Raw genomic sequence first — 17,443 nt, 5'->3', positions numbered from 1 at the left:
GTGTCCAGGTTTGGTCCAAGAGTATCCAGGTTCGGAGAGCGAGAACGGTGACCGGTGAACAGCCGTTGTGGCGGCAACGGAACTTCGGCGTCTTCTGGACCGCGCAGACCCTCTCCTTCCTCGGTGACTCCTTCGCGCTCGTCGCGCTGCCCCTGCTGGTCCTCCAGGCCACCGGATCGATCGCCCGGATGGGCCTGCTGACCGCGGTCGGCTCGGCGGCGTCCGTGGTCGCGGCGGTCTTCGCCGGGGCGCTGGTCGACCGCGTGGACCGCCGCAGACTGCTGATCGCCTGCGATCTCGTCCGCATGGTGCTGTACGGGCTGATTCCGCTGGTGTGGCTGGCCGGACCGCACATCTGGGTGCTGTACACCGTGCTGCCGGTGTGCGAGGCCGTCGGGATGCTGTTCGCCGTCGGCTACGTCACCGTCGTACGCGGACTGGTCGGCACCGGACGGCTCACCGAGGCCAACGGCCGGCTGAACGCCACTGCGGCCGCGGCGGGCGTACTCGGTCCGCTGGGCGCGGGCATCGTGGCCGCCTGGACCGGACCGGCCGCCGCGGTGGCCGTGGACGCGGCGAGCTTCGGGGTGTCCGCGGCCTGCCTGGCCTTCGTACGGCTCGGCGGGCGCGGCGGGGACGAACGGCGCGCCGGGGACACCTCCCTGTGGCGGGATCTGCGCACCGGCGTCTCGTTCCTGCGCGGTCACCCCGTACTGCGGTCGCTCACCGTCCTGCTGACCGGGTTCAGCTTCCTCACCCTCGGCCTGACCGACCTGGTCATCTACCACCTGAAGCACGACCTGGGCCACGGTGACGGCACGGTCGGCACCGTGATGGCGGTCGCCGCGCTGGGCACGATCGCCGGATCCCTGCTCGTCGCGCGCGTCCGCCGGGGGATCGGCTTCGGGCCGACCTGGACCGGCTCGGTCGCGGTGTGCGGTCTGGCGTTCGCGGGGCTCGGGTGGGTGCGCGGCGTACCCGCGGTGGCGGCCCTGAGCGCCGCCTTCCTGGGCTGTGTCGCCATGGCCGGCACCTGCTCGATGTCACTCCGTCAGGAAGTCACACCGGAACCCCTCCTGGGCCGAGTCACCTCCGCCTTCTGGACCCTGCACTACTCGGCGGCGCCGGTCGGCGCGGCGCTGCTCACATGGGCGGCCGAACGCCATGGCACGGCGCCGGTCGCGCTGGTCGCGGGCGGCTGCTGCGTGCTGATCGCGGGCGCGGCGCTGGGTACTCCGGTCCGGGGCCGGGGCGCCCGGCCCGGCGCCGGGAGCCCCGGACCCGCGTGTCAGCCGGTGGCCGAGAACACGAATGAGAACTCGGCGGGCCCGGCCCACAGGTAGTACCCGGGCAGGGGGCCCGGACCGCAGGACGCGGAGCCGATGCCGTGCAGTCCGTGGTCGAGGTTCACCCAGACCGTGCCGTCCGGCGTGAGGTCGCTGCGGTGCGCGGCGGCGTCCAGCCGCTCGGTGGTCCAGCGGCGGGCGGTGAACCAGAACTCCGGGTCGCCCTCGATGCGCAGTCCGCCGATCTCCGCCCAGCGGACGTCCGCGCGGGCGCCGTTCTCCTGCGGGCGGACGTACGGCGTCTGCATGCCGTCCACGGTCGAGTGCCAGCGGCCGATCGCGGACGCCGCTCTGGAGTCCGGGTACGCCTCGCCGGGACCGCCACCGAACCAGCGCACCGTGTCCGCCCCGGCCAGCCCCAGCCGGATGCCGAGCCGGGGCAGCGGTACCGTCCAGTCGCCCTCGGGCGTGACGGAGACGGTCAGCTTCAGCCGGGTGCCGTCCGACGTCCACCGGTACACCGTCGCGAGGCCCGTCTCGCGCCCGGCGGCCGCCACCCGGGTGCGTACCGTCAGGGCGTCGGCGTCGGCGTGCACGCCGTCGAGCCGGTGCCGCATGCGGTGCAGACCGAGCGCGCGCCACAGGGGCCCGTGGCTGACGCCGGTCCGCCAGTCCGCGCCGTCGTCGTTGTCGGTGGTCGCCCGCCACACATCGAGCCGCGGTCCGTGCACCGCCAGGCCGCCGATGCCGAGCAGCGTTCCGGTGCGGGCGTCGAAGTCGGCCGGGCCGAGCGTGATGCGGCCCGCGGCGGGCCGGGGTCGGGGTGCGGCGGTGGCGGACCCGGCTGCGGCGGACGGCACCCGGCGTGCCGTCACCTGGCACTGGCCCCACGCGACCACGTGCCCCTCCGGTGCCCAGGCGGTGTCGGCGGCCAGACACGCCCGAACCGTCCACCATGCCTCGTCCGGCGCGGTGGCCGCCACCGGCGGCTCCGGCAGCGGCACGTCGGCGCTCTCGCCGGGTGCCAGGGCCGGTACCGGGAGCGGGCCGGTCGCCACCGGTTCGCCGTCCACCTCGTACGACCAGGTGAAGGCGAGCGCGGAGAGGTCCGCGAAGTCGTGCCTGTTGGTGATTCGGACGGTGCCGCCCGTGCCGAGGCCCTCGATACGGACCGGCTCGATCACCTTCTTGAGCTCGGCCAGCCCGGGGGACGGGCGCCGGTCCGGGAACAGCAGTCCGTCGCAGACGAAGTTGCCGTCGTGCAGCTCCTCGCCGAAGTCGCCGCCGTATGCGAACCCGTACCGGTCGTCCTTGATGCCGTGGTCGATCCACTCCCAGACGAAACCGCCCTGGAGCCGGTCGTACGACTCGAAGATCCGCTGGTAGTCGGCGAGCCCACCGGGGCCGTTGCCCATGGCGTGCCCGTACTCGCAGAGGATGAAGGGGAGTTCGCGCCGCCCGCGAGGTCCGCCGTCCAGGCCTCGGCCGATCCGCTCGACCTCCGCGTGGTCCGCATACATCCGTGAATAGACGTCCGTGTCACGGCAGTTGATGTCACCCTCGTAGTGCACGATCCGTGCGGGGTCCCGGCCGTGGATCCAGTCGGCCATCGCGGTGAGACCTCGGCCGGTGCCCGCCTCGTTGCCGAGGGACCAGATGACGACCGACGGATGGTTCTTGTCGCGCTCGACCGTCCGGGCGGCACGGTCGAGCAGCGCCGGAGTCCAGCGCTCGTCGTCGGTGGGGTTGTTCCGCCAGGCCTGTTCGGTGAAGCCATGGGTCTCCAGGTCGCACTCGTCGACGACCCACAGGCCGTACTCGTCGCACAGGGAGAGGAAGGCGGGGTGCGGAGGGTAGTGCGAGGTGCGGACCGCGTTGATGTTGTGACGCTTCATCAACAGTACGTCCTCGCGCATGGTTTCCAGGTCGAGGGCGCGGCCGTGCTCCGGATGCCACTCGTGCCGGTTGACTCCCCGGAACAGCACCGGCCTGCCATTGACCTTGAGCAGGCCGTCGGCCCGCTCGACGGTCCGGAAGCCGATGCGCAGCGGCACCCGCTCGCCCTCGGTGGCCAGTACACCGTCGTACAGCGTGGGCGTCTCCGCGGACCAGGGCCGCACCGGCGTGGTCACCGTGACCCCGGTGGCGATGTCGACACCCAGGTCCGGCACGGTGACCCGGCCGGGCTCGTCCGAGTCGACGCACAGGGTTCCCTCACCGGTGACATGGTCGTACGAGGCGTGCACGAAGTGGTCGGCGACGCCGCCCCGCGGCCGGTGCAGCAGCGTCACGTCACGGAAGATGCCGGGCAGCCACCACTGGTCCTGGTCCTCCAGGTACGACCCGGCGGACCACTGGTGGACACGTACGGCCAGGGTGTTGCCGACCGGCTTCAGCAGATGGCCGACCGCGAACTCGTGCGGCAGCCGGGAGCCCTTGAAGTCCCCGACGTCCGTGCCGTTCAGCCAGACCCGGGCACATGACTCGACCCCGTCGAAGCGCAGCACCGCGCCCCCGTCCGCCGGCCAGTCGGGCGGCAGGTCGAAGACGCGTACGTGGTCGCCGGTGGGGTTCTCGGTCGGGACACGGGGCGGGTCCACCGGGAAGGGGTAGAGGTGGTTCGTGTAGACGGGCCTGCCGTGCCCCTGGAGCACCCAGTGGCCCGGAACCGTCACCTCGGCCCAGTCCCCGGTGTCGTATCCCTCCGCCGCGAAACCCTCGTCGTGGGCGTCGGCGCGCTCGGCCAACCGGAAACGCCAACTTCCGTTGAGTGTGAGGGACTCGGTGTCGGACGAGGCGTACCAGGCACGGGGCGGCAGCGTCCCGCTCCCCGGGGACACGTCCTCGATGTGGTCGATGGATGATGAAGCCGTGGTGCTGCGGAGGGACATCGGTCTCCTAGGAGGGTCCTTGACGCCGGTCTGCGTGACTCCTCGCGGGGGTCGTGGTGCGCCTGCCCGCGGTCCGCCGCCCGGCCGGTCGCAGCGCCCCTTCCAGGGCGAAAGCCGCCGCGCCTAGCGACACCGGGTCGGTGGGTATCGGCGAGAGGACGATCTCGGTGGCGGCCAGCGGCCGCCGCAGCGCGTGCCGGGCGACGGCCGCGCGCACCTCGTCGAGCAGCGGCTCGCCCAGCCGGGCGGCGACCCAACTGCTGAGCACCACCACTTCGGGATTGAGGAGATTGACCAGGTCGGAGATGCCCGCTCCCAGGTAACGAGCCGTCTCCTGAACCGTCTTCACCGCGACCGGGTCCTGTTCGGCGAGTCCCCGGGCCAGCGCGTCGATGGTCGCGGTCTGGTCCCCGGGATGCAGCAGTGGGCTGCCGGGGCTCAGTTCGCGCAGGCTCTGCATGATGCCGGGCGCGCCGACATACGTCTCCACACAGCCGTGGTTGCCGCAGTGGCACAGGCGTCCGTCCAGGACGAGAGTGGTGTGCCCCCACTCACCGGCGCTGTTGCTGACCCCCCGGTGCAGCCCGCCGCCGAGTGCGAGACCCGCGCCGACGCCCGTGCCCAGGTTGACCACCACGGCGTCCGTGCGCCCGCGCGCGGCCCCGAACCACAACTCCGCGACCATGCAGGCGCGCAGCGGGTTGTCCAGATGCAGCGGGTGGGGGAGCTGCCCGGCGAGAAGATCGCGCAGCGGCACGTCGTGCCAGCCCCAGTTGGGCGCGTAGGCGCACACGCCCGTGTCGCGGTCCACCTGACCCGGCACGCTCACCCCGACGCCGAGTACCCGCTCCGCCGCGCTCCCGGCCGCCGCGACCACCGCGCCGACAGCCGCCGCGACATCACGGACCACCTGTTCCGGGCGGCTCTCGCCGGGCCGCATGTCCTCCGTGGCCCGGGCCACCACGTTCAGCGCGAGGTCGAAGAGTTCGGCCTGGATGTACGTCTCGGCGATGTCCACCCCGACGAGCGCGCCGCCCGGCGCGTTGACGGCGACCAGCCCCCGGGGGCGGCCCCCGGCCGAGTCCTCGTAGCCGACCTCCGTGATCACGTGGAGTTCCAGCAGTTCCCCGACCAGCGTGGCGACCGTGGCCAGGCTGAGCCCGGTGGCGGTCGCGAGTTCCTGTCGGGAGACGGGGGAGGTGGCGATGATCTCGCGCAGTACGTCGTAGCGGTTCGCGGTGCGGATGTCACGTGAAGTGCGCTTCACGGAGCTGCCCCTCTCGACGTCCGGTTCCGCGCCAGGTTATGGGCCGGCGGGGCTTTCTACAAGGGATGTGAAAAGGGCAGGAAGAAGAAGTTCGCGCGACTGGTGACCGGGTGCCCCGCGCGGCGCCCCGGCAGTCCCGCTCCAGGACACGCCCGGCGCCCGGGGACCCCCCGGCGCCGAAGACGCGCGGCCGGGGGCATACCGTGAGGAGCCGAACGCCTGAGCCGGGAGGAGACACGGGATGGGCAGCCGCACCGCGCTGGTCGAGGATCTGATGGAGAGGTTCCCGCATGTTCCGCGGGAAGCCGTCTTCAAGGAGGACCTGCTCCGCGGCGGGGTCGCCTTCGACGCCTCCGCGCTCTCCGACAACGAGAACGGCGAGGTCAAGCCGAAGTCGTACTTCATCTTCTCCTTCGACCACGGCACCCTGCCCGAGCTGGGCGAGGCCGCGCTCCGGCGACCCCCGGAGGAGATCATCCTCACCGGCGGGCCGTACGACCTGCGGCGCACCGTCGTCTCGGTGCGCGTGAACCCGACCTCGCCGTACCGGGTCGCCGCCGACGAGGAGGGGCTCCTCGGGCTCTACCTCGACGGGAAGCGGATCGCGGACGTGGGCGTGCCGCCCATGCCGGAGTACTACCGGCACAAGCTCTCCAACGGGAAGTCCGTGATGGAGGTGGCTCCCACGATCCAGTGGGGTTACCTGATCTACCTGACCGTCTTCCGGGTCTGCCAGTACTTCGGCGCCAAGGAGGAGTGCCAGTACTGTGACATCAACCACAACTGGCGCCAGCACAAGGCGGCCGGGCGGCCCTACACCGGGGTGAAGGACGTCGACGAGGTCCTCGAAGCCCTGGAGATCATCGACCGCTACGACACCGCCAAGGCGTCCACCGCCTACACGCTCACCGGCGGCGCGATCACCAAGACCGTCGGCGGCCGCGACGAGGCGGACTTCTACGGCCGCTACGCCAAGGCCATCGAGGAGCACTTCCCCGGCCGCTGGATCGGCAAGGTCGTCGCCCAGGCGCTGCCCAAGGACGACGTCCAGCGGTTCAAGGACTACGGCATCCAGATCTACCACCCCAACTACGAGGTGTGGGACCGCAGGCTGTTCGAGCTGTACTGCCCCGGCAAGGAGCGCTACGTCGGCCGCGACGAGTGGCACAAGCGCATCCTCGACTCGGCGGACATCTTCGGCGCCCGCAACGTGATCCCCAACTTCGTCGCGGGCGTCGAGATGGCCGAGCCCTCCGGCTTCACCACCGTCGACGAGGCGATCGCGTCCACCACCGAGGGCCTGCGCTTCTTCATGTCGCACGGCATCACCCCCCGGTTCACCACCTGGTGCCCCGAGCCGACCACCCCGCTCGGCAAGGCCAACCCGCAGGGCGCGCCGCTGGAGTACCACATCCGCCTGCTGGAGGCGTACCGCGCCACCATGGACGAGTTCGGCCTCGCCTCGCCCCCCGGCTACGGGCAGCCCGGACCCGGCCGAGCCGTGTTCTCGGTCAGCTCCTTCATGGACAGCCTGCCCGCGACGGATCCGGCGGAGGAGCCGGTGGGGGAGTCCGCTCGGGCGTGATCCCGGCGGACCCGCGAGGCGGCCACCGGATTCGGACAAGCGGCTTGTCACTTGTGTCGAACACGTGAAAGGCTCGGCTCCTGCCGCGAGGCTCCCCCCAACTTCGTTGCCCAAATGGCGAGTTGGCCTCGCAAGTGATGCGGGAGTTCCATGCCCCACCTGCCGACCCTCCAGGACTCAGCAGAGGCCGCGCTGTACACCGAGTGCTGGGAGGCGGTGCTCTGCTATGCGGATCTGTGCACATCGTCCGGCTCCCGGGCCGCCAGCCGGCTGGCCACGGAGGCGTTCGCGCTCGTCACGCGTGAGACCCGGGCCGCCGAAGCCGCCGCCGTGCGTGGTACCGGCCGCCGCGCCGGAACCCGGCTGCCGGTGATCCCGCTGCTGCTCACCGCCGTACGCACGACCGCGGCCGGCTGGGAGGCCGGCGGCCTCGGCCACCTGCTCGACCCCGACCTGCGACTGTGGCTCGAATCCGACCAGGCCGCCCGCTACACCGGGCCACCGCTCCAGCGCCCGATCGCCCTGCGGGGCCTGCGCGACATGCGGGAGCCGGACGCGTCCCTGCTGTGGCTGGCCGAGGTGGAGGCACTGCCGCTGACCGCCGTCGCCCGCCGCCTCGGCATCGACCCGGCCACCACGGGCCGGGAGTTGGACCAGGTGCGCGACCTGTTCCGGGACCGCTGCCACCGCGCGCACCTCGACACGCCAATGGAAGCGCGATGCCGCGGCTACGCCCGGCTGCTCGCCGCGGTCTCCCGCACATCCGCCGCCGCACTGCCCGACGACCTCTTCCGGCACCTCGCCACCTGTGAGTGCTGTGCGGAAGCCGCCGCCTGCCTGCGCCGGCACGACGGCGCGCTGCCCACCGCGCTGGCCGACGGGGTGCTCGGCTGGGGCGGTTCCGCCTATCTGGAGCGACGCCGCAGGGCCGCCGACGTACGCGGTGCGGGCCGCCCCGCCGAGCCGACGGCCGACACGGACACCGGCGAGCCGAAGGAGGCGGTGGGCCGCACCCGTGTGGTGTGCGGCGGCCTGATGGCCACCGCCGTCCTGCTGTCGGGCCTCGCGCTCGGCGTGTCGATGATGCCGCTCGGCGGCTCCGGCGACGACGCCGCGGACGCCCGCGACGACCGTCGGACGCTCTCCGACCCCGGCCTCAGCCTGCCGTCCGTCGACCCGCTGCCGTCCTCGGCCTCCGCGACCGCCTCGGCGCCCACCACCGCCCCCGCGCCGACGGCAGCCGCCATCCCGTCCACCGGCCCGACCGGGTCCCGGACCACCGTCAGTCCTCGTGCCGCCGCCAGGCCCGACCGCGCCGCCAGGTCCGCACCCGGCTGCCGCGTCGGCTACGACCTGGTGAGCCAGTGGCCCGGAGGGTTCCAGGCCACCGTCACCGTCACCACCCCGAAGGCACTCACCGGCTGGCAGGTGTCCTGGTCCTTCCGTGACGGCCAGCGGACCGGCCGGACCTGGGACGCGTCCGCCGGTCAACTGGGCTCCCGGGTGACCGCGACCGCCCCCGACTACGACCCTTCGGTCGCCGCGGGCGGCACGCTCACCTTCGGTTTCCTCGGCACCTGGAGCGGCCGGAACTCGGCGCCGTACGACTTCACCCTCAACGGGTCGGCCTGCACGCTGAACTGATGTCGGCTCAGCAGTCCGACTTGTAGAAGTACTTGCTGACCGACGGGTCGCCCATGTTCGCCTTGGTGATGGCCACCATCGTGGTCCCCACCGACTTCTGCACCGGCTTGCCCTCGAACGCAGCCGCCAGTTGGTCGACGGCCTGCCTGCCGATCCCGGCCGGATCCTGGGCGACCAGCACCTGGAGGGTGCCCGCCTTGAGCGCCTCGATCTCCTCCGGCTCGGCGTCGAACGCGGCGACCTTCACGGCACCCTGCTTCCCGGCCTGCTTGAGCCCGGTGGCGATGCCCTTGCCGGTGTTGGTGTTGCCCGCGAAGACACCCCCGAGGTCGGGGTGGGCCGCCAGGGTCGACTGGATCTGGGAGGCCGCGGTGGCCGGCAGGTCGTTGTCGTACAGGGTCGGCAGCACCTTGATGCCCGGGTACTTGCTCATCTCCTCGGTGAAGCCCTTGATCCGCGCGTCGGTGGTGGAGACACCGGGCTTGACGCTGATCACGATCACCGAGCCCTTCTCGTTCATCAGCTTCGCGAGCGCGTCGGCGGCGACCCGGCCGCCCTTCTCGTTGTCGGACGAGACACGGGTGATGCCTATCGAGGCATCTGTGACCTCGGTGTCGACCAACGCGATCTTCGTTCCGGAGGACTGGATCTGCCTGAGCGAGGGAGTGAGCGCGCTGGTGTCGACCGGCGAGACCAGCAGCCCGTCGGGCCGGGCCGCCGCCACCGAGTCGATCAGCGGACGCTGCACCGACACGTCCCACTGCGCGGAACCGTCGGTGGTGAAGTCCATGCCCTTGGCCTTGGCCTCCTCCTGCGCGGCGCAGCTCATGGTGATGTAGAACGGATCGCTCTTCACACCGGTGACCAGTCTGACCTTCTTGTGGGCGGCGCCCGCCGATCCGGAACCTCCGTCGTCGGACGAACCGCACGCGGCGGCACCGGTCAGTGCCAGTACGGTGCACACGGCCGCCGACAGCCTGCGCCTGCTGCGAATGTTCGGCATGTTCTCGTTCTCCTCGATCTGAGCGGGGACGGGGTGAGCGGGGGGCCGCCGGTCGGCGGACCCGGAGGGTCGGGCCGGGGCGGCGGTCATGCGCGTTCCCGGGACTTGCGGCGCATCTGGTCGATGTAGACGGCCGCGACGAGTACGACGCCCACCGCCACGTCCTGCCAGTACTGCTGGACGCCGATCACGATCAGACCGGTGGTGAGGACCGCCGGGATGAAGACGCCGATCACCGTCCCCAGCACCGAGCCGCGTCCGCCGAACAGGCTGGTGCCGCCGAGGACGACCGCGGTGATCACCTTCAGGTTGTCGGTGGAGTGGCCGGCGATGGACGTCGTGCCGTACGAGGCCAGCCACATCACCGCGCCCAGCCCCGCCAGCAGCCCCATCAGCCCGTACACCTTGATCAGATGACCACCCACCGAGATGCCCGCGCGCCGGACCGCGGCCGGGTTCGAGCCGATCGCCAGGGTGCGGCTGCCGAACCTGGTGCAGCCCAGCACGGCGCCGAACACCGCCGTGACCACTGCGGCGAGGACCACCATCCACGGGATGCCGAGCACCTTGCCGAACCCCAATGTGTCCTGAAGACGGGTGGAGGCCGCGCCCGCCGGATCCTGGCCGCCGGTCACCAACTCCGCCAGGCCCAGCGCCGCGCCCAGGCCGCCGAGCGTCACGATCAGCGGCGGCACCTTCCCGGTCGCCACCACCGCTCCCTGCAACGCGCCCCACCCCGCGCCGACGGCGAGGGCGATCAGGACGCACACGGCGACCGTCCCCCAGCCCGAAGTGGGCCCGCCGTGATGGATGTTGTACTCACCGGCCGCCACCGCGGCCAGCACCAGCACCGAGCCGATCGACAGGTCGATGCCCGCGGTGATGATCACGTACGTCATGCCGACACCGAGCACCAGGTAGATGGCCGCGTTGACGGCGATCTGCGTGATGTCGTACGTGGTGAAGAACTTGCCGGGCGCGGCGACGGTGAAGAACACGACCAGCGCCACGAGGATCAGGAAGGTCCACAACTCACTGACCCCGGCCGCCCGCCGCAGCCACTCCGGTACGGCGAGCCGCGCGTCCTCGGGCCGTTGGGTCTTCGTGAACTCCCGGCCGGTCGCTTCGCTGCTGTCGGCGCTCATCGCCCCTCCTCCGATTCCACCGCTGCGGCCGGGCCGGCGGCGGCTCGTGGTGCGGGGTCGTCCAGCGACCCGGTCATGGCCCCCACGAGTTCCTCGATCGTGGTCTCCGCCGCGGTGAACGAGGCGACCCGGCGGCCCAGCCGCAGCACCTCGACCCGGTCCGCCACCGACAGCACCTCGGGCATGTTGTGGCTGATGAGTACGACGCTGATGCCACGGTCGGCGACCCTGCGGACGGTCTCCAGCACACGGGCGCGCTGTACGACGCCGAGTGCGGCGGTCGGCTCGTCCATGAAGATGACCTTGTTGGCGAACGCCACCGCGCGAGCCACCGCGACCGACTGGCGCTGACCGCCGGACAACGTTGTCACAGGTGCCGTGATGTCCTTGAGTTCCACGCCGAGCTCCGCGAACGCGCTGACCGCCGCCCGTCGCATCGCGGGCCGGTCCAGAACACCCAGGCGACCCAGCAGGCCTCCGCGCAACAGCTCCCTGCCGAGGTGCAGGTTGGCCGCCGCGTCCAGGTCGGGTGCCAGCGACAGGTCCTGGTAGACGGTCTCGACACCGTGGCGCTGCGCGTCCATGGGCCCGGTGAACCGGACCGGTTCACCGTCCAGACGGACCTCGCCGGCGTCGGGGGCGAGCACGCCCGAGAGGACGTTGACCAGAGTCGACTTGCCGGCCCCGTTGTCACCGATCAGTGCGACGACCTCGCCGGGATATGCCGTGAAATCGGCGCCCTGAAGCGCCTGTACGTGGCCGAAACGCTTGACCACGCCGTGTGCCGTGAGAAGTGGTTCCCTTGCAGAGGCCATGTGGTGCCTTCGCGTTGATGTCGTTGGTGTTGACAGCCCGATGATTCTGGGATGTTGGCGGATCGCTGGTCAAGGGCCGGGTGTGAACCGGATCCCGAGTGGTCGACAGCGGTTCGCGACGACGACATGCGGCTCGGCGGACGGCCGGCCGGTCCAGTACCTCCCGGGGGCCGGCGCGATCGCGGACAGTGACGACCGAGCGGCCTGTTCCGGCCGTCGCCACGCTCACCCGTCGGCCACCGGGCGGGGCAATCGATCCCAAGGGCCCGGCGCGCGGCTCCGGTTGCCGCGCCTGCCGCGACACGTACGCACCGCTCCGGTGGCCGCCGCGTTCACGTTGTGAGTGACGCGCGGCGGCAGCTCCTCCGGATGGTCACCGGCACGGCCGCCGGGCGCGGGTGGGAGTCCGGCAGCGCCTTTCAGGTGCTTGAGCGGCTGTTCCGTTCCTGCTGTGCGGTGGACGTCGTGGCCCGAGCAGGGCGGGACGCGGGCGTTGAGCACCCCGGCTCCGCCCGCCCTGCGGCGGGGTGGGCCGACGCACCGCGGCCCGACGCCGGCAACTCGATGAGCTGTTCGGCGTCGGGCTGCCGCTCCGTCGCGCCGGGCGAGCACGCGGCCGACCCCGGCGCGGGTGGCGGTCGACGCGTGCGCGTATCGCACGGCCCGGACCGGGGCGGCAGCTCTCCGGCCGACTGCCTCCTGTGTCCCCGGCCAGGTCCGGTGCCTCGGCCGGGCTCGGTGCCTCGGTGAGGCTCAGTGCCTGGTCAGCATGCCTTCGCGGAGCCGGGCGAGGGTCCGCGAGAGCAGCCGGGAGACATGCATCTGGGAGATGCCCAGGTGTTCACCGATCTGCGCCTGCGTGAGTTCCTCGACGAATCGCATGTGCAGGATCCGTCGGTCACGTTCGTCGAGTTCCGCGAGGAGCGGGGCCAGGGTGTGGAAGTCCTCGACCAGTTCCAGGTTCTGGTCCTCGTTCCCGATGAAGTCCTGCAGGGCGCTCTCGCCGTCCACGTTGGTGCCGATGGTGGCGTCCAGAGAGGCGGAGGAATAGCCGTTCGCGGCCAGACGGGCCTCGCGGACCTCCTCCTCGGGCAGGCTCATCAGCTCCGACAGCTCCTTGACCGTCGGCAGACGGCCCAGGCGGCTGTGCAGTTCCTCGGTGGCCTTCGCGAGCTGGACGCGCGCCTCCTGCAGTCGGCGCGGCACGTGCACGGCCCAGGTGGTGTCACGGAAGAACCTCTTGATCTCTCCCACTATGTAGGGGATCGCGAAGGAGGTGAACTCCACTTCCCGGGACAGCTCGAACCGGTCGATGGCCTTGATCAGACCGATCATGCCGACCTGGACGATGTCCTCCATCTCCTGCGGCCCCCGGCTGCGGTAACGGCCGGCCGCGAAGCGGACCAGGGACATGTTCATCTCGATCAGCGTGCTGCGGGCGTAGCTGTACTCGGGCGTGCCCTCTTCCAGCACGGCGAGCTGTCCGAAGAACAGCCTGGACAGCTCACGGGCGTCCTTCGGGGCCACCTGAGAGGGGTCGGCGACCTCGGGCAGCGTGCTGGTCTGTGTGATGGTTGCCGCGGTGCTCATGAGTGCCATGAGTTTCCCCTCCCGGAACGAACTCTTTCCTGGCGTCGGCCGAAGCGACTGACGTCGGGACGCGCGTACCCGGTCATCCGTCACCTACACCTGTCATCGCGTACACCAGTCCTCGCGCCGGGCATGAGTGGTGGCGGGCGAGCCGCAGGAAGTGCCCATGAGAGAAGTTGATGATCTTGGGCATCCGTACACGGAATCATCGCGCTGTCCAGGAGGAAGTCACCCATGACCATACCCGTGCGCCCTGGGCGACGGACGCGACGCGATCGTCGCTTCGATCTGCGTACCACGACCCTGTTCTTTCTTCTGCTGGCGATCATCCTCTGCGTGCTGGCGTTCCTCGCGCGCACCGCGGCTGCCGTTGTCGAACACCGTCCCCTCTGGGCTTGTGTGCTGGCGGTGTTGGGCTTCGCGTCGGCCGTGACGCTCCGGCCCCGCCGGTGGCGGCGTCCCTCTGCCGCGCGATACGCGCGACGGGCCGCTCGGGCTCTGGAGGAAGCGGCGGAGAAGGCGTCCCGCAACCTCTGTGCCGTGGGAGTGGACGAGATCGCTCCGCGGGCGGTCGGAGGCGGGATGCCGGACGCGTTCGTCGCGGACGCCGTGCCGGCGGGCGGCGGATGTGGCGCGGGCTGCCCGGGGCCGGAGGCGACGGCGGGCGTCACGATGCCGTTGTGTCCCGGCCGTGAAGAGGCGACCGCGACCCTCGACCCCGCCGTCGAGTACGCCGAACTCGACCCCGACGGTTTCGAGCAGGCGATCGCCGACCTGTGCGCACGCGACGACTGCCGCGAGGTGGAAGTGGTCGGAGGAGCGGGCGACCTGGGCGCCGACGTCACTGCGGTCACCGTGGACGGGCGGCTGGTGGTTATTCAGTGCAAACAATACGGCGAGGACAACAAGGTCGGTTCGCAGGACATGCAGCGATTCGGAGGGACCTGTTTCGTCGTTCACGGGGCCGACGTCGCTGCGGTCGTCACGACAAGCGATTTCACCGCACCCGCTCTCGAGTACGCGCGTCAGTGCGGAATCGTGTGTGTCAACGGCGAGGACCTGAACGCGTGGAGGAGCGGCACGGGGCCAACTCCCTGGGACCAGGTCGACTGGTGAGGACGTCGGGACATGCGCTCAGGGCCCGGCCGTCGGGAAGACGGCCGGGCCCTGAGGCGTGGTGCGCGGTGTCAGGTCACCATCGGTACCAGCGGCCGCGACCACCACCGGCATTGGTGGAACGCATGACGAAACCGAGCAGCCACATCACCAGCACGATGAGGGCCACCCACCACAGAATCTGGACAGCGAATCCGGCGCCGAAGAGAATCACCGCGAGCAGCAGAACGAGAAGCAGGGGAACCATAGTCATCAACCTCCTGAACCGCCGTGTGCCCTGTCGATCGAACCCTATTCACCGAGCGCTCCTTGTTTGTGAAGGGAAGCACCGGTTCTTCCGGGCGCCGTGACCAGCCGCCGTCCACCGACGGTCACCATGCCGATGTGTCCGCCTCGTGGGCGGCGGTGGCGGCGAGCCGCATCGTGAAAGTGACGTCGGCGCCGACGGCACCCCGGGCGATGTCGATGCGGTCGGTGAGCTGACGGACGATCCAGAGCCCGCGTCCGTCTTCGGAGGCTCCCGGTGCGGGCGGATCGCGAGGGATGACGTCCTCGTCGAAGCCGGGTCCCTCGTCGGTGACCTGGCAACGCAGGCTGTCCGCACTGAGATAGAGCCTGAGCGTTCCCTCGCCACCGCCGTGCCTGACGGCGTTTCCGGCCACCTCGTGCATGGCCAGGACGAACTCGGTCCGGCGTGCCTGGCAGAGCCCTGCGGCCGAGGCCAGTTCGTCGACGCGAACGCGGATCCTCGCCAGGTCCGGAGCGCGGAAGGGCGTGTCCAGCAGCAGTTGTTCTCGTCCTTGCGCCGGGAGCAGCTCTGTGGTCATCGAGTGGATCCCTCGGCCTCGACGAGGGTCAGGGCGTCCACCGCTGCGGATCCGAGACGGCGCAGTATCTGCGCGTTGAACGGGGAACAGCGGACGTCCACCCGTTCGTACGGGCAGGCCTGCTTGACTTGGCGCAGCATTTCCGCGGCACAGGTGACCGACAGGAAGGACACCGGGGTGAGGTCGAGCAGCAGTCGCTGACGGTCGGCGAAGCCGTTGAAGGCCTTCAGCAGAGCGTCTTTCCACTGGGCCAGGGTCGACCAGTCCGCTTCCCCCACGAATCGCAGTCCGTGGTCGAAGTGGTGGGCACCGAGCTCTCCCGGCCGTTCGAGGAGGGCCACCGGATGCCCCACTCGCATGGCCTCCACCGTCTCGGCGGTGAAGCGGCGCCGGTCGTAGGTGCAGATCTCCGCGTACCGGCGGTCGGCGAAGAGGGAGTCAGCGTGTGTCTCCCGGTGCATGACGCCCTCGACGTCCATGCCGAGGTCCTGGACCCACGCCATGTCGATGATGGAACGCAGCCCCGCGTACCCTTCGGCCCGGGCCTGCTCGGTCTCCTCGCGTAAGCGGCTCATCTGCCGTTCGGCGGTGAAGGACCGCTGTGGGTGTATCAGCTCGCGCATGCTGGTGAACCGCAGTCGGCCACTCTCCTGAGCCGCCTCGGAACCCCCGTAGGGGAACAGCCGCGAAAAAGCGTCATCCTGCGATACGCCGGGGTCGGCCATGACGATGACCTTCTCGTTGCGCGCCATTCCGAGCTGTGCGAAGAGACCCAGCACCCCCCACCGCAGGTCGTCGTCCGCGTAGTGCGCAAAAGCGTGATCTCCCAGGCCCATCTGCTCCACCGCCAGGGTATTGACGTCCACCGGAACAGTCATGGCCACCTCCCTCCGCCGGATCGGCCTTATACGGCCGTGATGAAGTCATCGACGCTACAGCCCGGCATATCAGGAGGGGATGGCATTGCGACTCTCGACAGATTTTGATCCGAAGGCGTCGCCCCTGGTCAATTTTGTGGGCAAGTGGCTTGATTGGTATGCGCCGGGTTCCCCCGCGTTCGGTGCCGGTCCTGACATGTGCGGCTGATTTCCGGTCATCCGGCGACCGTGTAGGAGCTCGCGCCCGTCCCGGCGAGCCCACCGCCTTCCACGATCAGGTACTCCGGGCGGATGGGGCGCCCGTCGAGCCAGCACTCCAGGATCTCCCGCGTACCGGCCGCGTAGCGCGCCTGCGCCGAGAGGGTCGACCCGGACACGTGCGGTGTCATCGCCTCGTGGGGCATGGTGCGCCAGGGGTGGTCGGGCGGTGGCGGCTGCGGGTACCAGACGTCGCCGGCGTAACCGGCCAGTTGGCCGCTGTCGAGGGCCCGCACCACGGCGTCCCGGTCGACGATGAGCGCCCGTGCCGTGTTGACGATGTACGAACCCCGCTTCATGGCCCCGAGCAGTTCGTCGTCGAAGAGGTTCTTCGTCCGTGGGTGCAGCGGAGTGTGGATCGAGAGCACGTCGACGGAGGAGACCAGTGAACGGACGTCGGGATGCCAGGTGAGCTCCAGCTCCTCCTCGACCTCCTTGGGCAGCCGGTGCACGTCGTGGTAGTGCAGCCTGACGTCGAACGGTTTGAGGCGGCGCAGTACCGCCTGGCCGATCCGGCCGGAGCCGAGGACGCCGGCGTCCATGCCTTCGAGGTCGTAGGCGCGCGAGACGCTGTCGGCGATGTTCCAGCCCTTCTTGGCGGTCACCCACTCGTGGGCCGGCATGTAGTTGTGCACCAGGGTGAGAATCTGCATCACGGCGTGCTCCGACACGCTGATGCTGTTGCTGAAGGTCACCTCGGCCACGGTCACGCCGTGGTCGATGGCGCTCGGCAGGTCGACGTGGTCCGACCCGATCCCCGCGGTGATCGCGAGCCTGAGCCGGGGAGCCGCGGCGATGCGTTCGGGGGTCAGATAGACGGGCCAGAACGGTTGCGAGATGATCACGTCGGTGTCGTGAAGTTCGCGTTCCAGGGTGGAGTCCGCCCCTTCCTTGTCGCTCGTGACGACGAGGGTGTGACCCCGGTCCTCCAGGAAGCGGCGCAGTCCCAGTTCTCCCGAGACGCAGCCGAGGAGGTGCCCCGGAGTGAAATCGATGGCCTGCGGGGTCGGTACGGTCTGACCGCCCGGATAGCCGTTGATGGCCGGAATCTCGTCGCGGGCGTAGTCGGGCGGATAACCGCCCACGGGGTCCGGATAGAGAACCGCGAGAATTTTTGCCATGGCTGTCCTCCGCTGCA

14 protein-coding genes are annotated in these 17,443 nt (G+C 70.5%); 4 read left to right on the top strand and 10 right to left on the bottom strand.

Going from position 1 to position 17,443, the window contains the following annotated elements; genetic code table 11:
• The first annotated feature begins 47 nt into the window (after nt 1-47).
• Complete coding sequence (locus tag ACIPK3_RS13320; protein WP_402569105.1) at nt 48-1,343, top strand: MFS transporter; 1,296 nt, start codon at nt 48-50, stop codon at nt 1,341-1,343.
• Here the strand turns inward: ACIPK3_RS13320 and ACIPK3_RS13315 are convergent.
• Both ACIPK3_RS13315 and ACIPK3_RS13310 read right to left on the bottom strand, forming a co-directional pair.
• Complete coding sequence (locus ACIPK3_RS13315; RefSeq protein ID WP_402569103.1) at nt 1,289-4,177, bottom strand: glycoside hydrolase family 2 TIM barrel-domain containing protein; 2,889 nt, start codon at nt 4,175-4,177, stop codon at nt 1,289-1,291. The two genes, ACIPK3_RS13320 and ACIPK3_RS13315, sit on opposite strands and share 55 nt — an antisense overlap.
• Nucleotides 4,178-4,184: 7 nt before the next feature.
• Nucleotides 4,185-5,444, bottom strand: coding sequence for an ROK family transcriptional regulator (locus ACIPK3_RS13310; RefSeq protein ID WP_402569101.1), 1,260 nt, complete (start codon nt 5,442-5,444; stop codon nt 4,185-4,187).
• Nucleotides 5,445-5,685: 241 nt separating this feature from the next.
• Between ACIPK3_RS13310 and ACIPK3_RS13305 the strand changes: the two genes are divergently transcribed.
• Complete coding sequence (locus tag ACIPK3_RS13305) at nt 5,686-7,029, top strand: radical SAM protein (protein ID WP_402569099.1); 1,344 nt, start codon at nt 5,686-5,688, stop codon at nt 7,027-7,029.
• Between the two features lie 150 nt (nt 7,030-7,179).
• Nucleotides 7,180-8,673, top strand: a complete 1,494-nt coding sequence (locus ACIPK3_RS13300) for a cellulose binding domain-containing protein (RefSeq protein WP_402569097.1) — start codon at nt 7,180-7,182, stop codon at nt 8,671-8,673.
• 7 nt (nt 8,674-8,680) lie between these two features.
• Here the strand turns inward: ACIPK3_RS13300 and ACIPK3_RS13295 are convergent, their stop codons facing one another.
• The 4 genes from ACIPK3_RS13295 to ACIPK3_RS13280 all read right to left on the bottom strand — a co-directional run bounded on the left by ACIPK3_RS13295 (nt 8,681) and on the right by ACIPK3_RS13280 (nt 13,235).
• A complete protein-coding gene (locus ACIPK3_RS13295) occupies nt 8,681-9,676 on the bottom strand; it encodes an ABC transporter substrate-binding protein (RefSeq protein ID WP_402569095.1) in 996 nt (331 codons plus the stop codon).
• Nucleotides 9,677-9,762: 86 nt separating this feature from the next.
• The gene (locus tag ACIPK3_RS13290) at nt 9,763-10,821 is read right to left on the bottom strand and encodes an ABC transporter permease (RefSeq protein WP_402569093.1); all 1,059 of its coding nucleotides are present in this window, start codon (nt 10,819-10,821) and stop codon (nt 9,763-9,765) included.
• Nucleotides 10,818-11,636, bottom strand: coding sequence for an ATP-binding cassette domain-containing protein (locus tag ACIPK3_RS13285; protein ID WP_402569092.1), 819 nt, complete (start codon nt 11,634-11,636; stop codon nt 10,818-10,820). The genes ACIPK3_RS13290 and ACIPK3_RS13285 overlap by 4 nt, the downstream gene beginning before the upstream one ends.
• A gap of 753 nt (nt 11,637-12,389) precedes the next feature.
• Nucleotides 12,390-13,235 (bottom strand): RNA polymerase sigma factor SigF, encoded by an 846-nt coding sequence (locus ACIPK3_RS13280; RefSeq protein ID WP_402569090.1) that lies wholly within the window; start codon nt 13,233-13,235, stop codon nt 12,390-12,392.
• A 573-nt stretch (nt 13,236-13,808) separates the two neighbouring features.
• Between ACIPK3_RS13280 and ACIPK3_RS13275 the strand changes: the two genes are divergently transcribed.
• The gene (locus tag ACIPK3_RS13275; protein WP_402569089.1) at nt 13,809-14,342 is read left to right on the top strand and encodes a restriction endonuclease; all 534 of its coding nucleotides are present in this window, start codon (nt 13,809-13,811) and stop codon (nt 14,340-14,342) included.
• A 76-nt stretch (nt 14,343-14,418) separates the two neighbouring features.
• Here ACIPK3_RS13275 and ACIPK3_RS13270 read toward each other — a convergent pair whose 3' ends face one another.
• The 4 genes from ACIPK3_RS13270 to ACIPK3_RS13255 form a co-directional block, all read right to left on the bottom strand.
• Nucleotides 14,419-14,589: a hydrophobic protein gene (locus ACIPK3_RS13270; protein WP_402569435.1), complete on the bottom strand. Its 171-nt coding sequence runs from the start codon at nt 14,587-14,589 to the stop codon at nt 14,419-14,421.
• A gap of 124 nt (nt 14,590-14,713) precedes the next feature.
• A complete protein-coding gene (locus ACIPK3_RS13265) occupies nt 14,714-15,169 on the bottom strand; it encodes an ATP-binding protein (RefSeq protein WP_402569087.1) in 456 nt (151 codons plus the stop codon).
• The gene (locus ACIPK3_RS13260; protein WP_402569085.1) at nt 15,166-16,047 is read right to left on the bottom strand and encodes an MEDS domain-containing protein; all 882 of its coding nucleotides are present in this window, start codon (nt 16,045-16,047) and stop codon (nt 15,166-15,168) included. Before ACIPK3_RS13260 ends, ACIPK3_RS13265 begins: the two co-directional genes overlap by 4 nt.
• Before the next feature lie 215 nt (nt 16,048-16,262).
• Nucleotides 16,263-17,426: an NAD-dependent formate dehydrogenase gene (locus ACIPK3_RS13255; RefSeq protein ID WP_402569084.1), complete on the bottom strand. Its 1,164-nt coding sequence runs from the start codon at nt 17,424-17,426 to the stop codon at nt 16,263-16,265.
• Between the last annotated feature and the right edge of the window lie 17 nt (nt 17,427-17,443).

The sequence above is a fragment of the Streptomyces sp. NPDC086787 genome (assembly GCF_044745865.1).
Classification (GTDB): Bacteria; Actinomycetota; Actinomycetes; order Streptomycetales; family Streptomycetaceae; genus Streptomyces.
This window is presented reverse-complemented; position numbering and strand designations above follow the sequence as displayed.

What these genes read in the sequence shown, in the direction of transcription:
- ACIPK3_RS13305 (WP_402569099.1), top strand. Translation starts at nt 5,686, where the DNA reads ATGGGCAGCCGCACCGCGCTGGTCGAGGATCTGATGGAGAGGTTCCCG.
- ACIPK3_RS13285 (WP_402569092.1), bottom strand. Translation starts at nt 11,636, where the DNA reads ATGGCCTCTGCAAGGGAACCACTTCTCACGGCACACGGCGTGGTCAAG.
- ACIPK3_RS13315 (WP_402569103.1), bottom strand. Translation starts at nt 4,177, where the DNA reads ATGTCCCTCCGCAGCACCACGGCTTCATCATCCATCGACCACATCGAG.
- ACIPK3_RS13270 (WP_402569435.1), bottom strand. Translation starts at nt 14,589, where the DNA reads ATGGTTCCCCTGCTTCTCGTTCTGCTGCTCGCGGTGATTCTCTTCGGC.
- ACIPK3_RS13275 (WP_402569089.1), top strand. Translation starts at nt 13,809, where the DNA reads ATGCCGGACGCGTTCGTCGCGGACGCCGTGCCGGCGGGCGGCGGATGT.
- ACIPK3_RS13265 (WP_402569087.1), bottom strand. Translation starts at nt 15,169, where the DNA reads ATGACCACAGAGCTGCTCCCGGCGCAAGGACGAGAACAACTGCTGCTG.
- ACIPK3_RS13290 (WP_402569093.1), bottom strand. Translation starts at nt 10,821, where the DNA reads ATGAGCGCCGACAGCAGCGAAGCGACCGGCCGGGAGTTCACGAAGACC.
- ACIPK3_RS13280 (WP_402569090.1), bottom strand. Translation starts at nt 13,235, where the DNA reads ATGGCACTCATGAGCACCGCGGCAACCATCACACAGACCAGCACGCTG.
- ACIPK3_RS13260 (WP_402569085.1), bottom strand. Translation starts at nt 16,047, where the DNA reads ATGACTGTTCCGGTGGACGTCAATACCCTGGCGGTGGAGCAGATGGGC.
- ACIPK3_RS13255 (WP_402569084.1), bottom strand. Translation starts at nt 17,426, where the DNA reads ATGGCAAAAATTCTCGCGGTTCTCTATCCGGACCCCGTGGGCGGTTAT.
- ACIPK3_RS13300 (WP_402569097.1), top strand. Translation starts at nt 7,180, where the DNA reads ATGCCCCACCTGCCGACCCTCCAGGACTCAGCAGAGGCCGCGCTGTAC.
- ACIPK3_RS13295 (WP_402569095.1), bottom strand. Translation starts at nt 9,676, where the DNA reads ATGCCGAACATTCGCAGCAGGCGCAGGCTGTCGGCGGCCGTGTGCACC.